The sequence below is a fragment of the Amycolatopsis sp. CA-161197 genome, assembly GCF_050942255.1.
Taxonomy (GTDB): domain Bacteria; phylum Actinomycetota; class Actinomycetes; order Mycobacteriales; family Pseudonocardiaceae; genus Amycolatopsis.
Genome location: NZ_CP192059.1, coordinates 926,070 through 945,325, shown reverse-complemented (window position 1 = coordinate 945,325; position 19,256 = coordinate 926,070). Strand labels below are relative to the sequence as shown.

12 protein-coding genes and 1 pseudogene are annotated in these 19,256 nt (G+C 72.3%); 4 read left to right on the top strand and 9 right to left on the bottom strand.

The features are described from left to right. Nucleotides 1–7 precede the first annotated feature (7 nt). A complete protein-coding gene (locus ACQPXB_RS04675; protein WP_432849666.1) occupies nt 8–1,192 on the top strand; it encodes an MFS transporter in 1,185 nt (394 codons plus the stop codon). 69 nt (nt 1,193–1,261) lie between these two features. Here ACQPXB_RS04675 and ACQPXB_RS04670 read toward each other — a convergent pair whose 3' ends face one another. Together ACQPXB_RS04670 and ACQPXB_RS04665 are read right to left on the bottom strand one after the other, a co-directional pair. Then, nucleotides 1,262–1,567, bottom strand: a complete 306-nt coding sequence (locus tag ACQPXB_RS04670) for a DUF3017 domain-containing protein (protein ID WP_366575623.1) — start codon at nt 1,565–1,567, stop codon at nt 1,262–1,264. Nucleotides 1,568–1,569: 2 nt separating this feature from the next. Next, nucleotides 1,570–2,427, bottom strand: a complete 858-nt coding sequence (locus ACQPXB_RS04665) for a bifunctional methylenetetrahydrofolate dehydrogenase/methenyltetrahydrofolate cyclohydrolase (RefSeq protein WP_386946476.1) — start codon at nt 2,425–2,427, stop codon at nt 1,570–1,572. A gap of 234 nt (nt 2,428–2,661) precedes the next feature. On the opposite strand from ACQPXB_RS04665, the pseudogene ACQPXB_RS04660 reads away from it, so the two are divergent. Beyond that, a pseudogene (locus ACQPXB_RS04660) lies at nt 2,662–5,929 on the top strand (glycohydrolase toxin TNT-related protein); the annotation flags it as partial. A gap of 213 nt (nt 5,930–6,142) precedes the next feature. Here ACQPXB_RS04660 and ACQPXB_RS04655 read toward each other — a convergent pair. From ACQPXB_RS04655 to ACQPXB_RS04640, 4 genes are all read right to left on the bottom strand, one after another. Further along, the gene (locus tag ACQPXB_RS04655) at nt 6,143–6,730 is read right to left on the bottom strand and encodes a pentapeptide repeat-containing protein (protein ID WP_366575628.1); all 588 of its coding nucleotides are present in this window, start codon (nt 6,728–6,730) and stop codon (nt 6,143–6,145) included. Nucleotides 6,731–6,778: 48 nt separating this feature from the next. Then, a complete protein-coding gene (locus ACQPXB_RS04650; protein ID WP_432849662.1) occupies nt 6,779–10,123 on the bottom strand; it encodes an error-prone DNA polymerase in 3,345 nt (1,114 codons plus the stop codon). Between the two features lie 59 nt (nt 10,124–10,182). Continuing rightward, nucleotides 10,183–11,751 (bottom strand): DNA polymerase Y family protein, encoded by a 1,569-nt coding sequence (locus tag ACQPXB_RS04645; RefSeq protein WP_386946877.1) that lies wholly within the window; start codon nt 11,749–11,751, stop codon nt 10,183–10,185. Nucleotides 11,752–12,433: 682 nt separating this feature from the next. Then, nucleotides 12,434–13,156 (bottom strand): hypothetical protein, encoded by a 723-nt coding sequence (locus ACQPXB_RS04640; protein WP_432849660.1) that lies wholly within the window; start codon nt 13,154–13,156, stop codon nt 12,434–12,436. A gap of 254 nt (nt 13,157–13,410) precedes the next feature. Between ACQPXB_RS04640 and ACQPXB_RS04635 the strand changes: the two genes are divergently transcribed. Further along, nucleotides 13,411–14,568, top strand: coding sequence for an epoxide hydrolase family protein (locus ACQPXB_RS04635; RefSeq protein WP_432849657.1), 1,158 nt, complete (start codon nt 13,411–13,413; stop codon nt 14,566–14,568). Between the two features lie 116 nt (nt 14,569–14,684). After that, nucleotides 14,685–15,191, top strand: coding sequence for a GNAT family N-acetyltransferase (locus tag ACQPXB_RS04630; protein WP_366575636.1), 507 nt, complete (start codon nt 14,685–14,687; stop codon nt 15,189–15,191). A 42-nt stretch (nt 15,192–15,233) separates the two neighbouring features. Here ACQPXB_RS04630 and purH read toward each other — a convergent pair whose 3' ends face one another. The 3 genes from purH to ACQPXB_RS04615 form a co-directional block, all read right to left on the bottom strand. Continuing rightward, complete coding sequence (gene purH, locus ACQPXB_RS04625; protein ID WP_366575638.1) at nt 15,234–16,796, bottom strand: bifunctional phosphoribosylaminoimidazolecarboxamide formyltransferase/IMP cyclohydrolase; 1,563 nt, start codon at nt 16,794–16,796, stop codon at nt 15,234–15,236. Further along, nucleotides 16,793–17,410, bottom strand: a complete 618-nt coding sequence (gene purN, locus ACQPXB_RS04620) for a phosphoribosylglycinamide formyltransferase (RefSeq protein ID WP_364053676.1) — start codon at nt 17,408–17,410, stop codon at nt 16,793–16,795. Before purN ends, purH begins: the two co-directional genes overlap by 4 nt. A gap of 77 nt (nt 17,411–17,487) precedes the next feature. Then, on the bottom strand, nt 17,488–19,113 hold the full coding sequence (locus ACQPXB_RS04615) for a cell division protein PerM (RefSeq protein ID WP_432849654.1): 1,626 nt from the start codon (nt 19,111–19,113) through the stop codon (nt 17,488–17,490). Nucleotides 19,114–19,256: the final 143 nt, after the last annotated feature.

The window sequence follows — 19,256 nt, the reverse complement described above, 5'->3', positions numbered from 1 at the left end:
GAGAGCCGTGCCCGTCGCGTTGCTCGCGCTCGCCATCGGTGCCTTCGGCATCGGGACCACCGAGTTCGTGATGATGGGTGTGCTGCCCCAGGCCGCCGCGGACTTCCACATCGACATCCCCACCGCCGGCTACTTCATCTCCGCCTACGCGCTCGGCGTCGTGATCGGCGCCCCGCTGCTGACCGCGGTGGCCGTGCGGCTGCCGCGCAAGACCATGCTGCTCGCGATGATGGGCCTGTTCACGCTGGGCAACGCCCTGTTCGCGCTGTCGCCGAACCAGGGTTTCGGCATCGCGTTCCGCTTCCTCGCCGGCCTGCCGCACGGCGCGTTCTTCGGCGCCGGCGCGGTGGTCGCCTCGAGCCTGGTGAAGCCGGGTGACCGCGCGAAGGCCGTGTCGATGATGTTCATGGGGCTGACGCTGGCGAACGTCGTCGGCGTGCCGCTCGGGACGTTGCTGGGCCAGCAGGTGGGCTGGCGGACGACGTTCGGGGTGGTCGCGGTGATCGGCCTGTTCGCCGCAGCCGCGATCGCCAAGCTGGTGCCGCACCAGGGGCGGCCGGCCGAAGCTTCGCTACGCGGTGAGCTGGACGCGTTCCGCCGGCCGCAGGTGTGGCTGGCGCTGGCGATCGTGACGTTCGGGCTCGGCGGGGTGTTCGCGTGCATGTCCTACATCGCGCCGATGCTCACCGACGTCGCCGGCTACTCGCCCGCGGACGTGACGCTGCTGCTGTCGCTGGCCGGGGTCGGCATGACCGTCGGCAACTACCTCGGCGGCCGGCTCGCGGACCGCGCGCTGATGCCTTCGCTGTACGCGGCGATGCTGTCGCTGGCCGTGGTGCTGGGGATCTTCACGCTCACGGCCCAGTCGAAGGTCGGCGCGGCCATCACGATCTTCTTCGTCGGGGTCGCGGGCTTCATGATCGGCCCGATGATGCAGACGCGGATCATGCAGAAGGCCGGCGGCACTCCGTCGCTGGTGTCGGCGGCCGTGCAGTCGGCGTTCAACATCGCGAACTCGATCGGCGCGTACCTCGGCGGTCTCGTGATCGCCGGTGGTCTGGGCCTCGTGGCGCCCAACTGGGTCGGCGCGACGCTGGCCGTGCTCGGGCTGTCGATCGCCGCCGTCTCCGGCTCGCTCGACCGGCGCGACGCCCGCGCGGCCGAGCAACGGGAGCTCGCTCTGGCTTCGTGACCCGGACCAGAGCAGAAATGAACAGCGGCCCCGCACCTACCCGGTGCGGGGCCGCTGTCGTACGGAACGTCAGGACGTGGAGTCGAACGGACCGCCGGTGATCGTGAAGGCGATGTACAACACGGCAGCGCACAGCGCCGCGTAGGTGACGATGTCCACGACCTTGCCGCGGATCGCCAGCAAGCCGACGCGGTCCTCCGGCAGCAGCAGCCGCAGCAGCCCGCCCACGAGCAGCGCCGCGCCGACCAGCACCGCGCCCTCGCGCCAGTGGTATTGCAGGATCCGCAGCGCCGCGGCGAGCAGCAGCAGCATGACCAGCCCGAATGGCACGTGGACGGTCCACGACCGTTTCGTGCGGGGCCGGTCGGCGGTCATGGTCACCGGCTCGCGACCGCGCGCTCGGCGGCTTCGACGACGTTCGACACGAGCATCGCGCGGGTCATCGGGCCGACGCCGCCCGGGTTCGGGGACAGCCAGCCCGCGACCTCGGCCACGCCCGGGTCCACGTCGCCGGTGAGCTTGCCGTCGACGTGGGAGACGCCGACGTCCAGCACGGCCGCGCCGGGGGCCACCATGTCGGGCTTGATGATGCCGGGGACACCGGCGGCGGCGATGACGATGTCGGCGCGGCGGACCTCGGCGGCGAGGTCGCGGGTGCCGGTGTGGCAGAGCGTCACGGTGGAGTTCTCGCTGCGGCGCGTGAGCAGCAGGCCCATGGTGCGGCCGACGGTGATGCCGCGGCCGACCACCGTCACGCGCGCGCCGTTGAGCTCGACGCCGTGGCGGCGGAGCAGCTCGACGATCCCGTACGGCGTGCACGGCAGCGGACCGCGCTGGCCGAGGACGAGGCGGCCGAGGCTCGTGGGCGCGAGGCCGTCGGCGTCCTTGTCGGGGTCGATGCGCTCGAGGACGCGGTTGGCGTCGAGGTGCTTGGGCAGGGGCAGCTGCACGATGTAGCCGTGGCAGGTCGGGTCGGCGTTGAGGTCGTCGATGACGGCCTCGAGCTTCTCCTGCGAGATGTCGGCGGGCAGGTCGCGGCGGATCGAGTTGATGCCGATCTTCGCGCTGTCCGCGTGCTTCATCTTCACGTACGAGTGCGAGCCCGGGTCGTCGCCGACCAGCACCGTGCCCAGCCCGGGGACGACGCCCCGCTCAGCGAGGGCGGCCACCCGCGGGCGCAGCTCCGCGAAAATGGCGTCCTTGGTGGCCTTGCCGTCCAGAATCTTCGCCGTCACGGTGACCATTCTCGCAAAGCACCGCCCGCGCCCGGACCTCGCCCGGGGCGCACACGCAGCGTGGTCACCGCACCACCCGATCGGCGCTGCGCGTCGCGAGCGGACGCGCAGCGCCACCGGACGTAGACTCGTGGTCACCCCAACGCCGGAGCCCAGTCCCAGCCCGCACGGGTGTGTGATCTTGAGCATCGTGCGTCGACCGAGGTCAGACCGTCCCTGAGTGGCAAAAGACCTATGCGGGGTGCGTTCGCGCGCGCGAACAGTCAAAATGTTCCCGTGGCACAACCGACGACGCAGCTGAACGCGACCGAGCAGGACACACTGGTCAAGCAGATCGGGCTCGCCCTGCTGCGCGCAGCACCGCGCGACTGGCGAAAGGTCACGGTCGAGTACCGGGCCGTCGGCAGGTACCACGAGCTGACGGGCGAGATCCGCACCGAAGACGGCACCGGGCAGGAGTGGGTCGCCACCCACGACATCGCGACGCTCTTCGGCCGGCTGCGCGCGGGTATGTACCGCGACGGCCGCGGCACGTGGTTCAACGCGCGCTACCAGCTCGACCACCCGTCCAGCTACAACCTCGAGTACAACCGCGAGGAGCCCACCTGGCACCTCGCGCCGCCGCCCCAGGCGTACCAGGACGAGCTGCGCATGTTCCCCCGTACGGAGGAGAACGTGCCGGAGTGGCTGATCCGGCGCCTGTCCGGCCTCGGCCCCGAGCAGCCCGGCCCGCACTTCCGCATCGCGCGGATCTTCGACACGATCGGCCCCGCCGGGCGCCCGGTCATCAACCGGCCCGACCTCGACGTCTCCGAGCAGGACCGCCTGCTCGACTACCTCGACCACGCGCCCGTGGTGGTGCAGGATCGCGGCTACGACATCGACCGACTCGCGCAGACGCCCGAGGCGACCGTGCCCGTGGCCTTCCACAGCGACGGGCAGTGGATCTGGCCCGCGGCCGTGAACTTCTACCTGCGCCAGTACGGCGTCTCGCCCGAGCCCGACCTGGTGGAGCACATCCGGTCCAACGGCTTCCAGCTGCCGCAGGTCGACGAAGGCGCGCTGCAGGGTGCCGCCGCATACCTCACGCGGGGCAGCCAGCAGCAGCGGCCGGGTCCGCCGCCGCAACAGCAGCAGCCGCCACAGCCGCCCATGCCGCCCGCTCCCCCGGTGGCCCAGGCGCCGCCGGCCCCGGCGCCCGAAGCCGCCCCGCCGGCGCCGGTCGACGTGCCGCTGGCCGTGCACACGCCGCCCGCCGAGCCGGAGGCGCCGGCCGAACCGCCGTTCGAGCAGGTCTTCGACGGGTCCGGCCCGCAGCACGACGACGGTCCGGGCTTCGAGAACGAGCAGTACCAGGACGAGCACTACGACGAGTTCGGCGACCGCTTCGCCGGTGAAGACCACTTCGAGGACCAGCAGCACCCGGACTTCGAACCCGCCCACGACCAGGCGTCCAACGGTGCCGGGTCGAACGCGGGCACACCGCCGAACGGGGCCGGGGCCGGGGGCGACAACCCGACGCCGGTGGCCGAGCGGACCGCGATGTACGCGCCGGTGGACCCGAACTCGCCACCGCCCGCGCACGAGGAACAGCAGCGCACGGCGATGTACGCGCCCGTCGACCCCAACGCCGCCCCCCCCGCAGCGCGAGGAGCAGCGGACGGCCCTGTACGCGCCGGTCGATCCGCACTCTGCCCCGCCGGAGGAGGACGCCGAGCAGACCGCGCTGTACGCGCCCGTCGACGCCGCGGGAACCGAGCAGCCGCTCGAGGAAGAGCCGGTGCTGTTCACCCACACCGACGAACCTTCGCGGCACGAACCTTCCCGCCACGAAGAGCCGGCCGAGCAGCACACCGCGCTGTACGCCCCGGCTGACCGCGGCTCCGAGCAGTACGAAAGCGCTGAACAGTACGAGAACGCCGAGCAGTACGAGGACGCCCAGTCGTTCGAGGGTGGCCAGCCGCTCGAGAACACGCAGACGTTCGAGAACGGCCCGCACTTCGAAGACGGCCAGTACGACCAGTCCGGCCAGTACCAGGACGAGCAGTACGAGGACGACGAGCACTACGGCGAGCAGCCGTACGGCGAAGGCCAGTACGGCGACCAGCCCCACGACGGTGGCGCCGCCGCCGGCCGGGAGCCGGACTTCGACTCGGGCCCGCCGACGGCGATGATCACGCCCGACGAGGGTGTACCGGGTGTCCTGCCCGTGCCCGAGCTGCCCGTGTCCCCGCGCGCCGGCGCCCGGCCGGAGCCGGCCGCCGAACCGCAGGCCCCGCAGCGGCAGCCGCAGCAGCCGCCGAGGCGGCCGCGTCGCGAGCTGCCGGCCGAACCCGCGCTGGCGAAGCTGCAGACGCGCCTCGACGAGCTCGACGTGCCGGACGCCGCCTACCAGCTGGGTACGCCGACCGAGCGCGGCTGGACCGTGGAGCAGGTGGACGAGGGCTGGCGCGTCGGCTGGTACGACGGCGAGCTGATCAACCCCGCCGTGTTCGGCGACTCCGACGACGCCGCCGCGTTCATGCTCGGCAAGGTCCTGCTGCACCCCGACGGCCACGAGCCCGCCGAGGAGCAGCCGCCCCCGCCGCCGCCGGAGCCCGTCGCCGAGGCCCCGAAGCCGCCGGTGGTGGCGACGCTTTCGCCGGAGGTCGCGACGGGGTCGTTCCCGGTGCGTCCGCGCGAGGCCGTGCCGCCGCAGGAGCAGACGGCGTTCACGCCGGCCGAGGAGCTGCTGGGTGACGAGCCGGAGGCCGAGGAGCCGCCGCAGCGGCAGGCCCCGCCGCCCCCGCCGGTTCAGCCGCCGACGCAGGTGACCCCGCCGGTCCAGCCGATGCAGCAGCGCCGGGAGCCCCCGATGCCGCCCGCGCCCCCGGTGGGTGGCGGGCTGGGTCTGCCGACCGGGCCCGGTGTGCCGCCGGGTGCTCACGTCGGCGGACCGGGTGGACCCGGTGGGCCCGCTGGTCCTGGTGGGCCTGCTGGTCCTGGTGGACCCGGCGGTCCTGGTGGCCCTGGCGGTCCCGGGCTCGGTGGCCCGGCCGGTCCCGGCGGGCCGGGTGGGCCTGGTGCGCCCGTCGCACCGCCGCGCCGGGAGGAGCCGGCACGGGCCAACGGGTCGTCGCGCGCCGCCGCCGGTGGTGGCGGCAACAACCAGTGGCCGATCGGTCCGCTCTCGGGCGAGCCGCCGCTGACGTTGTTCCGCGGCAAGGAAATGCGGGAGCTGCCCGCGGGCAGCGAGCTCGACCGCTTCGGCGGCCCGAACGGCAACCTGACCTACGCCGCGGGCACGCCGTTCGAGGAGCGTTCGCTGGTGCCGGAGTGGGTGAACCGGCCCTACCACGTGTACCGCGTGCAGCGTCCGCTCGAGACGCTCGCCGGCGTCGCGATCCCGTGGTTCAACCAGCCCGGCGGCGGTTCGGCCTACCTGCTGCCCGCGTCGATCGAGGAACTTCTCGCCGAGGGCGACCTGCTCGAACTCGAGCCGGGCGAACCGCCGATCGACTGAGTCGCTTGTGGACTGAGTTGCTTGCGAAAAGGGGCGGGGCCTTCGGGTCCCGCCCCTTTCACGTGCCGCGGGCGTAGCGGCGCTTGACGCCGACCGGGAAGTACTTCGGGGTCCACCCCGGGACGCCGCTCGCCGGCGAAGAACGCCTGGTAGGCGCTGATCACGTCGTCCGGGGGCATCGGCCCATCACGTCTCGGCGGGCGGTGCCCGGTTTCACTTGACGATGAGGCCGTGGGCGGCGGCGAACCCGATGGCAGTCTCGACGTCGACGTAGGCGCCGCGCAGGTCGGCCTGCACGAGGGCGTTGGCGTCGAGGCGGGTGCCGCGCAGGTCGGCGCCGGGGAGCTTGGCGCCGAGGAGGCGGGCGCCGGTGAGGTCGGAGTCGCGCAGGTCGGTGTCGGTGAGGTCGGCCTCGGTGAGGTTGACCTCGCGCATGCGCAGGCCGGACAGGTGCAGCTTGCGCAGGCGGCCGCGGGCGAGCGAGGCCAGCGACAGGTCGCACTCCGTGAGCGCGATGCCGAGGAACCGGCAGTCCACAAAGGACGATCCGAGCAGCGAGCACGAAGCCCACCGGCTGTCGGCGAGCACTGCGCGGTCGAACGTGCAGCTGCGGAAGGCCGAGGCATCGTGGCGTGAGCCGGCGAGGTCGGCCTTGGTGAAGTCGCAGTTGTCGAACGTGCAGCCGCGCGTGCGCAGGTCACGCAGGTCGGCCTCGGTGAAGTCGCAGCCCGTGAACTGACGCTTTTCCCACCACTGCCCGGAAAGCACGGCGTCGCGGTAGTCCTCACCGGTCTCGATCACCTCGACAGGATGTCACACGGCTTCCGCGGGCCTGGCTCAGCGCCCTGCTCACCGGAAGTCGCGCGACTTCGCCGTGATCCGCAGGGGCAGGGGCTCCAGCTTCTGAGCCCGCACGCTCGCCACGCCGTCCGCCTTCTCGACGACGCCGCGGACCAGCAGGGCGGTGCTGGTGCGCGCGACGCGGTGGAAGCGTTGCCAGAGGCCGAGGGTGCAGACGACGTTGACCATGCCCGTCTCGTCCTCGAGGTTGATGAACGTGACGCCGCCGGCGGTGGCGGGGCGTTGGCGGTGCGTGACGGCACCGCCGACGAGGACGCGGGCACCGTCGGGCTGGTCGAGCAGGCGCGACGCCGGGACGACGCCGAGGGTGTCGAGGTGGTCGCGCACGAACTCCGTCGGGTAGCTGTCCGGCGAGAGGCCCGTGGCCCACACGTCGGCGGCGGCGAGGTCGAGCTCGTCCATGCCGGGCAGCGTCGGCGCGTCGACGCCGGGAGCCGTGCCCGGCAGCTTCTCCGGACGGTCCTGCGCGACGGCTCCCGCGGACCACAGCGCCTGCCGGCGGTCGCCGCCGAAGCAGCTGAACGCGCCGGCCGTGGCGAGGGCCTCCAGCTGCGGCGCGGTGAGCCGCACGCGGCGGGCGAGGTCGGACATGCTCGCGAACTCCCCGCGAGACCGTTCGGCGACGATCTTCTCCGCCAGCTCGTCACCGATCAGCCGCACGGTGCCGAGTCCGCCGCGCACCGCGTGGAGCTTTCCCTCGTCTGGCAACGGTTCCAGCGTCGCGTGCGGCAGGCTGCGGTTGATGTCGGGGCCGAGCACCGTGACGCCGTGGCGCCGCGCGTCGGCCACCAGCGACTGCGGCGAGTAGAACCCCATCGGCTGCGCGCGCAGCAGCCCCGCGCAGAACGCGTCCGGGTGGTAGTACTTGAAGTACGCGCTCGCGAACACCAGGTACGCGAAGCTCAGCGCGTGGCTCTCCGGGAAGCCGAAGTTCGCGAACGCCTTGAGCTTCAGGAAGATCTTCTCCGCGAGCTCCGGTTCCAGGCCGTTGGCGGTGGCGCCGTCGAGGAACCGCCGGCGCAGCAGCTCCATCTTCCGCTCGGACCGCTTCGACCCCATCGCGTGGCGCAGCTGGTCGGCCTCCGCGGCGGTGAAGTTCGCGACGTCGAGCGCGATCTGCATCAGCTGTTCCTGGAACAGCGGCACGCCCTTGGTCTTGTGCAACGCGTTCGCGAGCAGCGGGTGGTCGTAATCCCACTCCTCGCGCCCCTGCTTGCGCCGGATGTACGGGTGCACCGAGCCGCCCTGGATCGGCCCGGGCCGGATGAGCGCGACCTCCACGGCCAGGTCGTAGAACTCCTCCGGCCGCAGCCGCGGCAGCGTGGCCAGCTGCGCGCGGCTCTCCACCTGGAACACGCCGATCGCGTCGGCGCGGCACAGCATTTTGTAGATGTTGGCGTCTTTGAGGTCGAGGTCGGCCAGGTCGATCTTCTCGGCCTTGTAGTCCTGGACGAGGTCGAGCATGTAGTGCAGCGCCGACAACATGCCCAGGCCCAGCAGGTCGAACTTCACCAGCCCGGCCGCCGCGCAGTCTTCCTTCTCCCACTGCACCACGCTGCGGTTCTCCATCCGCGCCCACTCCACGGGCACGACCTGGCTCACCGGCTCCTGGCAGATCACCATGCCGCCGGAGTGGATCCCGAGGTGGCGCGGAAAGTCTTCCAGCGCGAACGCGAGCTGCACGACGTCGTCGGGGATGTCGTGGTCGTGGTCCTTTTCGGTGCTGCGCAACGCTCCCCAGCGGTCGATCTGCTTGCTCCACGCGTCCTGCTGGCCGGGTGAGTAGCCGAGCGCGCGGGCGGCGTCGCGGATCGCGGAGCGGGCGCGGTAGGTGATCACGTTGGCGACCTGCGCGGTGTTGAGGCGGCCGTGTTTGGCGAAGACGTACTGGATGGCCTCTTCACGGCGGTCGGACTCGATGTCGAGGTCGATGTCGGGGTAACCGTCGCGGTCGGGGGCGAGGAAGCGTTCGAAGAGCAGCTTGTACTTCACCGGGTCGACCTTGGTGATGCCCAGTGCGTAGCAGACGGCGGAGTTGGCGGCCGAACCGCGACCTTGGCAGAGGATGGTGTTGTCGTGGCAGAAGCGCACGATGTCCCAGACGATCAGGAAGTAACCGGGGAAGCCGAGGTCTTCGATGATCTTCAGCTCGTGCTCGATCTGGGCGTACCCGGCGGCTTCGTCCTCCTTGCCGAGGTAACGCTCTTCGGCACCCTTCATCGTGAGCTCGCGCAGGTACGTCGTCTCGGTGTGGCCCTCGGGCACGTCGAACGGTGGCAGCTCGGGCGCGAGGAGCTCCAGCTTGAACGAGCATTCGACGCCCAGCAGCGCCGAGCGTTGGACGGCGCCGGGGTATCGCCGGAAGCGCTCGGCCATTTCGGTGCCGGAGCGCAGGAAGGCGGCGCCGTCGCTGGGCAGCCAGCCTTCGAGGTCGTCGATGCTGCGGCGCGCGCGGATCGCGGCGACGGCGTCGGCGAGCCGGCCGCGTTCGGGGCGGGCGTAGTGCGCGGCGGTGGTGGCGACGGCGGGCAGGCCGAAGTCGTTCGCCAGCTCGGCGAGGAGGTCGTTGTGGGTGCTGTCGAGGGGCTGGCCGTGGTCGAAGAGCTCGACGTAGACGTTGTCGCGACCGAAGAGCTCCACGAGTTTTCGCAGCTGCGTGGCCGCGGCGGCCGGTCCTTCGCTCAGCAGCGCCTGCCGGACGGAGCCTTTGCGACAACCGGTGAGGACGGCGCACTGGCCGGTGACTTCCTCGGCGACGGCCCGCAGGTCGTAGATGGGGCGGCCTTTTTCGGCGTGCTCTTGGTCTGAGGTGTCGGTGCTGTCGTAGCCGCGCAGCTGGCCCGCGGTGATGGCGCGGCACAGGCTTCGATAGCCGTCGTCGCCGCGCGCGAGCAGGAGCAGGTGCTCGCCTTCGGGGTCGGCGACGCCGTTCTGCGGCGCGGAGAGGCCGAAGCTCAGCTCGGTGCCGAAGACCGTGGCGACGCCCAGCTCCTTCGCGGCTTCGGCGAAGCGGACGACGCCGTACATGCCGTCGTGGTCGGTGAGCGCGATGGCGTCGAGGCCGAGCCGCGCGGCTTCCTCCACGAGCTCCTCGGGGTGGCTGGCGCCGTCGAGGAAGCTGAAGTTGGAGTGGCAGTGCAGCTCGGCGTACGGCACGCGCGGCCCCGACTCGACCTCGCTGCGCGGCGGCAGCACGTCGGCGGGGCGGCGGTAGACGTCGCGTTTGCGGCCCCACGCCGGGCTGTCGCCGTGGTCGCCGGGCGGCACTTCGCTGTCACCGCTCAGCGCGCGGGCGAGGTCCTGCCAGGGGACGGGCGGGTTGTTCCAGCCCATCTAGTCGTTTTCGGGCGACTTGCGGGGGCTCGGGATGAGCAGGCTGGTGTTCTCTTCCATCAGTCGTAGATTCCTTCCACTGTCCACACAGGATTTTCGGTGCCGGAGCACAGGACGAGCACGGCTTCGTCGGCGTCGTCGCGGCCGGTGGCGGCCAGGAGCAGCTGCAGGCGGGCCTGTTGCGGCGTGGCCGCGCGTCGGCTGGCCGCGACGGGCCACGGCCCGGCCCAGTCGAGGACCGTCCGCGGCGGCCCGCCCGCCACGCTCAGCCGGCACGGCGGCGCCGTGAGCTGCTTGCGGCTGGTGATGCCGACGGGCACACCCTGCTCGTCGACGACCTGCACCGGCACGGGTTGTTCGAGCACCGTCGCGGGTGACGGCGCCGGCAGGCGGCCCGGCCACGTGGCGTCCGGCGGCGAGACGGGCTCGCGCGGGTCGCCCCACGGGATGAGGCGGACGCGGCCGGCGGGGTCGCGACCGCCGTCGAGGATCGGGGTGACGACGCCTTCGGGGCCGAGCAGGCCCTGCACGCGCACGAAGGCGCGGGCGGCGCGTTCGGTGGTGAGCTCGTCGTCCTCGCTGCGGTTGCCGCCGTGCCAGAGGCCGAGCTGCAAGGACTTGCCCTCGACCGTTTCCTCCGGCTCCAGCCGCAGCCGCGCGACGCCCGAGGTGGGCCGGTTGCCCTTCAGCCAGCCCTCGAACTGCCAGCGCACGCGGTCGGCGACCCCTTGGGGCGTCAGGGGTTCCGCGCAGCGCCAGACCCGGCCGAGCTGCTCGCCGTCCTCGGTGGTGGCGTAGATGCCGAGGCGCGTGCACGCCAGGCCGCGGTCGGCGAGGGCCGCGTGGAACCGCGCGCCGAGGTTCTTGGCGAGGAACGCCGCGACGTCGATGCGCTCCAGCACCGGGTCGAACTCCTCGGTGAGCGTGAGGTCGGCCGGCGGTTTGCGGCGCAGCGGCGGGCGCTCCGACAGCCCGCGCGCCAGGCGGTGAGCGAGCACGCCGTCGAGGGCGAAGCGGGACATCACGTCGCGTTCGGTCAGCTCCGCGAACGCCCCGAGCGTCTTGAGGCCCAGGCGCGTGAGCAGGTCGACGAGCTCCTTGCGCTCGACGTCGGGCTGGTCCAGCTCGGCGACACGCAGGGGCGCGAGGAACTGCGCGGTTTCCCCGGGCGGCACGAACTCACCGTGCCGGGCCGCGATCGTGGCCCCGAACAGCCCTTCCGCCACCCCGACCTGGCATTCGACGCCCGCCACCGCGGCCACCTGGTCCAGCAGCTTCTCCGCGAGCGGGTGCTCGCCGCCGAAGTAGCCCGCCGCGCCCGCCACGGGCACCGCGATCAGCCCCGGCCGCACCACCTCCAGCCCGACGACCAGCTCCTCCACGGCCCGCGCGACGTTCTCGAACAGCCGCGCGTCCCGCCCGTCGTCCACGCCGAACACACCCAGCTCGGGACACTTCGACTCCGCCTCCCGCCGCCGCATCCCCCTCCGCACGCCGTTCCTGCGCGCCACCGCCGTACACGCCACGACCCGGTTGGCGAGAAACACCGCCGCCGGCCTGGTGAGCGGCGCACCCACCGCGGCCACCGCCGCGACGGCAGGCCAGTCGGGGCACCACAGGACGAGCATCCGGATGGGGAGGTTGGCGGTTCTGGGTGGTTCCCGGGTGATGGTCATCCGGCCACCTCGATTTGTCCGATGTGGACGGATGTCACGCGAGTTCCCCGGCTCTGCACCTGACCTGCTGCGGCGGACCACGCCTCGAATCCCCGCGCCCCGCCTCCCGCGGTCGCTGCGGCCCCACGGCCGTCGCCCGGCGCACGCCGTCGCCGAGGGGCCGACCCACGTGGCACAACGGCGAAACTCTCGCGGGCGGTCATCTCCGGCTCGACGCCACGGCCGTTGCCGGCTCTCGCGCGCCCATCCCACGCGAAGCCCGGAACGGAACCGGCGCTGCGACCAAGCCGCTGCCCCAGCGATCCGCGTGGCGAAGCACAAGCGGCACTCCCCAGACCGCCGCCGACCTTCGCGCGACCATCCCACGCGAAACCCGGAACGGAACCGGCGCTGCGACCAAGCCGCTGCCCCGGCAATCCACGTGGCGAAGCACAGGCGGCGCTCCCCCGTCCGCCGCCAACCCTCGCACGACCATCCCACGCGAAGCCCGGAGCAAAAACGACACCATGACCAAGCCGCTGCCCCAGCGATCCACGTAGCGCACAAGCGGCACTCCCCAGACCGCCGCCAACCCTCGCACGACCATCCCACGCCAAGCCCGGAGCGAAACCGGCACCGCGGCCAAGTCGCTGTCTCATCCCACCGCCTCCTCGTCGAGGCGCTGCAGCGGGAGCCCCACCGGCGTCGCGAGGGGCTCCATCGGGAGCGCACGGCCGTCGGGGCCGGGTAGAGCGACCGAAACCGACCGGGGCCGGGCGGCGGAACCCCGCCCGCGTGCGTGTACCTCGGCGGGCCGGGAGCGCAGGAAACCCGCCCCGGAGCCGAGGAGGCCGGTCCACTCGCCTGGGGTGCAGTGGAGTTCCACGTCGGCCGCGGGCCAGGGGCCGAGGGTGAGCAGGACGGTGCCGCGGTGGCGGGCGCGGGCGGAGAGGCGCCGGGCGACCGCGGGGGTGACGGAGCGGGGCTCGGTGACCACGAGGTCGACGCCGTCGAGCAGGGCGGCGACCACGGCCGGGTACTCGGCGCCCGGGCGGGGCACGAGGGCGAGACGCGACACCGCGACGCCGTGTTCCGCCGCCGCGGCGATGCCCAGGGAGGGCACGCCGACCACCGCCGCCCACGACCCGGCGGCGGTGGCCTCGGCGAGCAGGGCGAGGAGCAGCGACGGGGAGCGGTGGACCGCCACGGTGCTCCCGCGCCGGAGCCCCGCGTCGGGCAGCAGGCCGGCCAACGCCGGGGACACCGGGAGCACCCTTCCCGTCGTCCTGGCGTGCTCGGCCTGCTCCGCCACCCGGCTCGCCGTGCTCACGCCGGGCAGCGCAGCGAGCCGAGCCACCGGCTCCACCACTGCCGTCACCGCACACCCCTCCCCTCCACGCACACGCCGGCGCCCACCCTCACCGCAGGCCCAGGCCAGGGCCCCACAGGACGAGCACCGACGCACCGCGGGGAAGGCGGCCCTCGACACCCCGCATCGAACACCTGTTCGATGTCTCAAGTACACCGGGATCCGGCAGCCGTGTCAAGCCGGGTCTGATGTCGAATTCCTGCCAGCCCCATCCCCACCACGGCCGCATTCTCGAGGGGAGATCACAACGAAGGAGAACCTGAGTGCTACGCCCGTTCCGCAGCGAAACCACCGAAGAACAGCTCACCGACCTGAAAGATCGCCTGGCCCGAACCCGCTTCGCACCCGCGTTGTCCGGGCGCGACTGGACCCACGGCACACCGCCGGGTTACCTGGCCGAGCTCGTCGACTACTGGCGTACCGAATTCGACTGGCCCGCGGCCGAAAGCCGGCTCAACGCGCTCCCCCAGTTCGTCGCCGACGTCGGCGACACCACGCTGCACTTCGTCCACGCCAAGGGAACCGGGCCCCAGCCGTTCCCCTTGCTGTTCTCGCACGGCTGGCCGGGCTCGTTCTTCGAGGTCACCAAGATCATCGGCCCGCTCACCGACCCCGCGGCGCACGGCGGCGACCCGGCCGACGCGTTCGACGTCGTCGCCCCGAGCCTGCCCGGCTTCGGGTTCTCCCCGCACCCCGGCACGCCCGGGATGAACCCGACGGCCATCGCGAACCTGTTCGACCGGCTCATGACCGACGCCCTCGGCTATTCGCGCTACGCCGCGCAGGGCGGCGACTTCGGCGCGCAGATCACCAGCCGCCTCGGGCGCGACCACGGCGACCACCTGATCGGCATCCACCTCAACCTGATGGGCGCCACGCCGGCGCTCGACGGCACGCCGCTCACCCCCGCCGAGGACGCCTTCCTCGCCCAGGCCGAACACTTCTTCACCGCCGAAGGCGCATACGCCCAGCTCCAGGGCACCAAGCCGGCCACCCTCGCCGCGGGGCTGTCGGACTCCCCCGCCGGGCTGGCCGCGTGGATCGTCGAGAAGTTCCGCGCGTGGAGTGACTGTGGCGGCGACGTCGAATCCGTGTTCAGCAAGGACGAACTCCTCACCGACATCACCCTCTACTGGCTGACCGGCACCATCGCCACTTCCGCGCGCCTCTACTACGAAACCATGCACACCGAAGGCATGCTGGGCCGCAACACGCCCGGTTACGTCGCCACGCCCACCGGCTTCGCCTCCTTCGCCAAGGACAACTTCACCCCGCCCGAGGAGTGGGTGCGGCGCGCGTACAACTTGACCCGATTCACCCGGTTCGACGACGGTGGTCACTTCGCCGCACTGGAGCGACCGGACGAGCTCGTCACCGAGATCCGCGAGTTCTTCCGCCCACTGCGCCCACAACTGTCCTAAGTAGACCCACAGAACCGAAGCGCGACAACCACAACACCCTCGGTGTCCGCGATACACTGCCGGGAATGGGGCCACCGGCCCGCGCCAAGTCCGAGTGAAGCTGGTGGAGAAGCAGCATGAAACACCTCGCCCTGCGGCCGTTCGCCGAGGAAGATCTGCCGGTGCTCGATCGGTTCGCCGTGGAGCCCGAGGTGCTGGGTGCGTTCCAGTGGGCCGGGTTCGGCAGTGCGCAGGCGCGCCGGCGGCGGTTTGCCGAGGACGGGTTCATCGGTGACGAGTCGACGGCCGTCGCGGTGACCGTGGATGGCGTGGTGGCGGGGATGGCCAGCTGGGAGGCCGCCGATCGGGGTGGGCCGGCGGGGGGCTGTTTCGAGGTCGGGGTGACGTTGCTGCCCGACCACCGCGGGGTCGGCCTCGGTACGAAGGCGCACCGGCTGCTGGTCGAGCACCTGTTCCGCTTCACGCGCGCCCATCGGCTGGAGGCGTTCACCGACAGCGAGAACGTCGCCGAGCAGCGCGTGCTGGAGAAGGCGGGCTTCCACCGAGAGGGCCTGATGTGCCAGGTGACTTGGCGAGACGGCGCCTACCGCGACGAAGTCGTGTACGCGCGCCTTCGCGAATAAAAAGGGGCCGGCCCCCAAAGAGAGCCGGCCCCAGAGAAAACCTCAGTGCGCGAAGTGGCGCGTCCCCGTCAGGTACAGCGTCACGCCCGCGTTCTCGGCTGCCGCGATCACCTCGGCGTCGCGGATGGAACCGCCGGGCTGCACGACGGCGCGCACGCCGGCCTCCAGCAGGACCTCGAGCCCGTCCGGGAACGGGAAGAACGCGTCGGACGCGCCGACGGAGCCCTTCGCCCGGTCGCCCGCGCGCGCGACGGCCAGCCGCGACGAGTCGACGCGGTTGACCTGGCCCATGCCGACGCCGACGGTCGCGCCGTCGTGGGCCAGCAGGATCGCGTTGGACTTCACCGCACGCAGCGCGCGCCACGCGAAGGCGAGGTCGGCCAGGGTCGCCGCGTCGGCCGGCGTGCCGGTGGCGAGCTGCCAGTTGGCCGGGTCGTCGCCGGGCGCGTCGATCGCGTCGACGGTCTGCACGAGCACGCCGCCGGAGATCGGCCGCAGCTCGACGGGCGCCGGGTTCTCGATCACGGGCAGCTTCAGCAGCCGCACGTTCTTCTTGCGCTGCAAGATCTCCAGCGCCTCCGGCTCGAAGTCGGGCGCCAGCACGACCTCGGTGAACACCTCCGCGATCTGCTCCGCCGCGTCGACCGTCACCGGGCGGTTGGTGGCGATCACGCCGCCGTAGGCCGAAACCGGGTCGCACGCGTGGGCCTTGCGGTGCGCCTCGGCGATGTCCGCGCCCACCGCGATACCGCACGGGTTGGCGTGCTTGATGATCGCGACGGCGGGGTCGGCGAAGTCGAACGCGGCGCGGCGAGCGGCGTCGGTGTCGACGTAGTTGTTGTACGACATGGCCTTGCCGTGCAGCTGCTCCGCGTGCGCGAGACCCGGCTGCGCGCTGCGGTACAGCGCGGCCTTCTGGTGCGGGTTCTCGCCGTAGCGCAGCACGTCGGCGCGGTCCCAGGTGGCGCCCAGGAAGTCGGGGAAACCGGAGTCGTCCGCCGGTGCGTACACGTTGGCGAACCACGAAGCGACAGCCGAGTCGTACGCCGCCGTGTGCGCGTACGCCTGCGCCGCGAGCCGCTTGCGGTCGACGAGCTCGAAGCCGCCCGCCGCGACCTGCTCCAGCACCCACGCATAGCGCGCCGGGTCCACGACCACCGCGACGCTGCCGTGGTTCTTCGCGGCCGCACGCACCATCGCCGGGCCGCCGATGTCGATGTTCTCCACGCAGTCCTCGGGGCTCGCGCCGGAGGCGACCGTCTGCGTGAACGGGTACAGGTTCACCACGAGCAGGTCGAACGCCGCGATCTCGAGCTTCCGCAGCTGCTCGACGTGGTCGGGGTTGTCCTGGTCGGCCAGCAGCCCCGCGTGCACGCGCGGGTGCAGCGTCTTCACACGGCCGTCGAGCGACTCGGGGAACCCGGTCACCTGCTCGACCGGCGTGACGGGGACCCCGGCGTTCGCGATCACCTTCGCGGTACCGCCGGTCGACACGATCTCCACGCCCGCGGCGTGCAGACCGGTCGCGAGCTCGAGCAGGCCGGCCTTGTCCGAGACGCCGATCAGCGCGCGCCGGACCGGGCGCCGTCCCTCTGCAGTGCTCACGAAAACCTCACCTTTCGTCCGTCCACGGTGCAGCCACCACGGCCGAGTCGCTCGATCGTTTCAACCAGCAGCCTGCGTTCCACGGCCTTGATCCGTTCGTGCAGGACGTCTTCGGTGTCGTCGGCCTCCACGACCACCGCCTCCTGGGCGATGACGGGGCCGGTGTCCACGCCCGCGTCGACGAAGTGCACGGTCGACCCGGTCACCTTCACCCCGGCCGCCAGCGCGTCGGCGACCGCGTGCATCCCCGGGAACGACGGCAGCAGCGCCGGGTGCGTGTTGATCACCCGGTTCGCGAACCGGGACAGGAACTGCGCGCCGAGGATCTTCATGAACCCCGCCGACACGACCAGGTCGGGCGAGTACGCGGCGACGGCCTCGGTGAGCGCCTTGTCCCACGCGTCACGGTCGGGGTGGTCGGCGACGCGGACGGTGAACGACGGCACGCTCGCGCGCTCGGCGCGGGCCAGCGCCTCGATGCCCGTGCGATCGGCCCCCACGGCCACGACCTGCGCCGGGAACGCGGGGCGCGCGACGGCGTCGAGCACCGCCTGCAGCAGCGTGCCCGACCCGGACGCGAGCACGACGATCTTCACCGGGGTCGGCAGGTCCAAGCGGCTGGCCAGAACGGGCTCCTTGCACGGCGGCGGCGCACCTCGGGCGCACCGCGCTTCACCAGGTCACCCCAACCCTAACGGTCGCGCTCGCGGCCCTCGTCCGCACCGGAGCCGTCGGTGGACTCGGTCACAGCTCCGGGCCCGTCCGAGCCGCCGTCCGAGTCGTCGTCCGGGCCGGGTTCCGGCTGATCGAGCGGGACGTCTTCAGGCAGCTCGAGGCCCAGTTCGGCCTCGGCTTCGGCGTCGTACTCGTCGTAGTCGGGCTCGGGCTGCCGGGGCTGGGGAGCGGTTTCGAGCTCCGGTTCGGTGAACTCGGCCTCGAACTCGTCGGTGTCGAGTTCTTCCGGGTCGACGTCTTCGAGGACCTCGTCGGGATCGAGCTCGTCGACGTCTTCGTCGCCCGGTTCGTCCGTGTCCTCTTCGGACTCTTCGGACTCTTCGAGGTCTTCAGCTTCGTCGGCCAGGTCTTCGTCGTCGACGAGCTCTTCCTCGACCTCCAGCGTGTCCGGCGGCGCGGCCGGCGCGTGCGCACCGGCGAAGAACGCCACGAACCCGCCCGGGATCACGATCCAGCAGAACGCCACGATCGACGCCACCCCGACGGGCACGCTGACCGGGTCGAACGGCCCGTCCGCGAGCCGGCCGCCCGCGAGCGTTCCCAGCACCACGCAGCCGAACGCGACCACGGCACCCGCGACGGCGACCATGCGGATCCGGGCGGCCGGATCGTCGTCGGAGTGGCGCAGCGACCAGCCGACCAGCGCGCCGACGGCCGCCGGCAGCACCAGCAGCACGGGCCACCACGCGGCGGTGTGCTCGGGGATGCCGCCGAGCAGCGGCACCGCGGGCACGGAGCCACCGCGGTAGGCGACGAGGCTGACGTCGAGCGACCCGACCGTGAAACCGGGTCCGCTGACGAACGACAGCGCCGCCACCACGGCGTTGGGCAGGTAGGCCACCGAAAGCAGGAACAGCCCGAAGCTGTTGCCGAACGACGGCTCGAACAGATCGTCCACAGTGGACCACGAGAGCACCGTGGCCGCCGCGAACACGATCGCACCCACCGCCAGCAGCGCCGCCAGTCCGAGCGCGCCCGCGCGCAGGCCGCGCAGGGCCAGCGGGTCGAGCCGTTCGGCCACCGCCGCGGGCAGGCCGCAGCGGCGCACCGCACCGCCCGTGGCCGCCAGCACGGCGAACACGCCGGGCACCACGAACGCCAGCAACGGGTTCGCCCGCACCGGCGCGCCGAGCGAGAGCAGCCCGATCAGCAGGCCGAACAACGCGTGGGCGGCGCCGATCACGGAGATCAGGGGGACGGCCTGGCGCAGCGTCGTGCAGCCCAGCCGCAGCGTTGCGCCGGACGCGGTCCGCGCCACGAGCAGCACGGCGCCGACCGTCGGCAGCAGCGGCAGCACGCCCAGTGGGTGGCCGCCGATGCCGAGCTGCACCTGGAACCCCGCGAGCCAGCCGGGGCCGGCCGAGAGCAGCACGCCGCCGGCCGAGAACGCGGTGCGCTCAGCGGTCAGCGCGACGAGCGCGACCAGCGTCGCGACCACGGCGTACTCCGTGATCAACGGGCCGAAGGCTGCGGTGAGCAACACCCGCACCCGGGTGGCGGGCGCGGCCTCGGCGTCGAGTTCGACGGTGTCGCCCACCGGCTCGCCGCCCGGCGGGCGTGGAGACCTGGTGAGCTGCTGCATGCTTCGCACCTTGACACCCGGCCTGGGCCGTCCGGGTGAGGCACGCCGCCCGCCCCGGGCTTGGCGAAGTTAACCCACCCGGTCGGGGGCACCCGAACACGAAAAACACCCGCTGTGACACGGAGAGTCACAGCGGGTGTTTT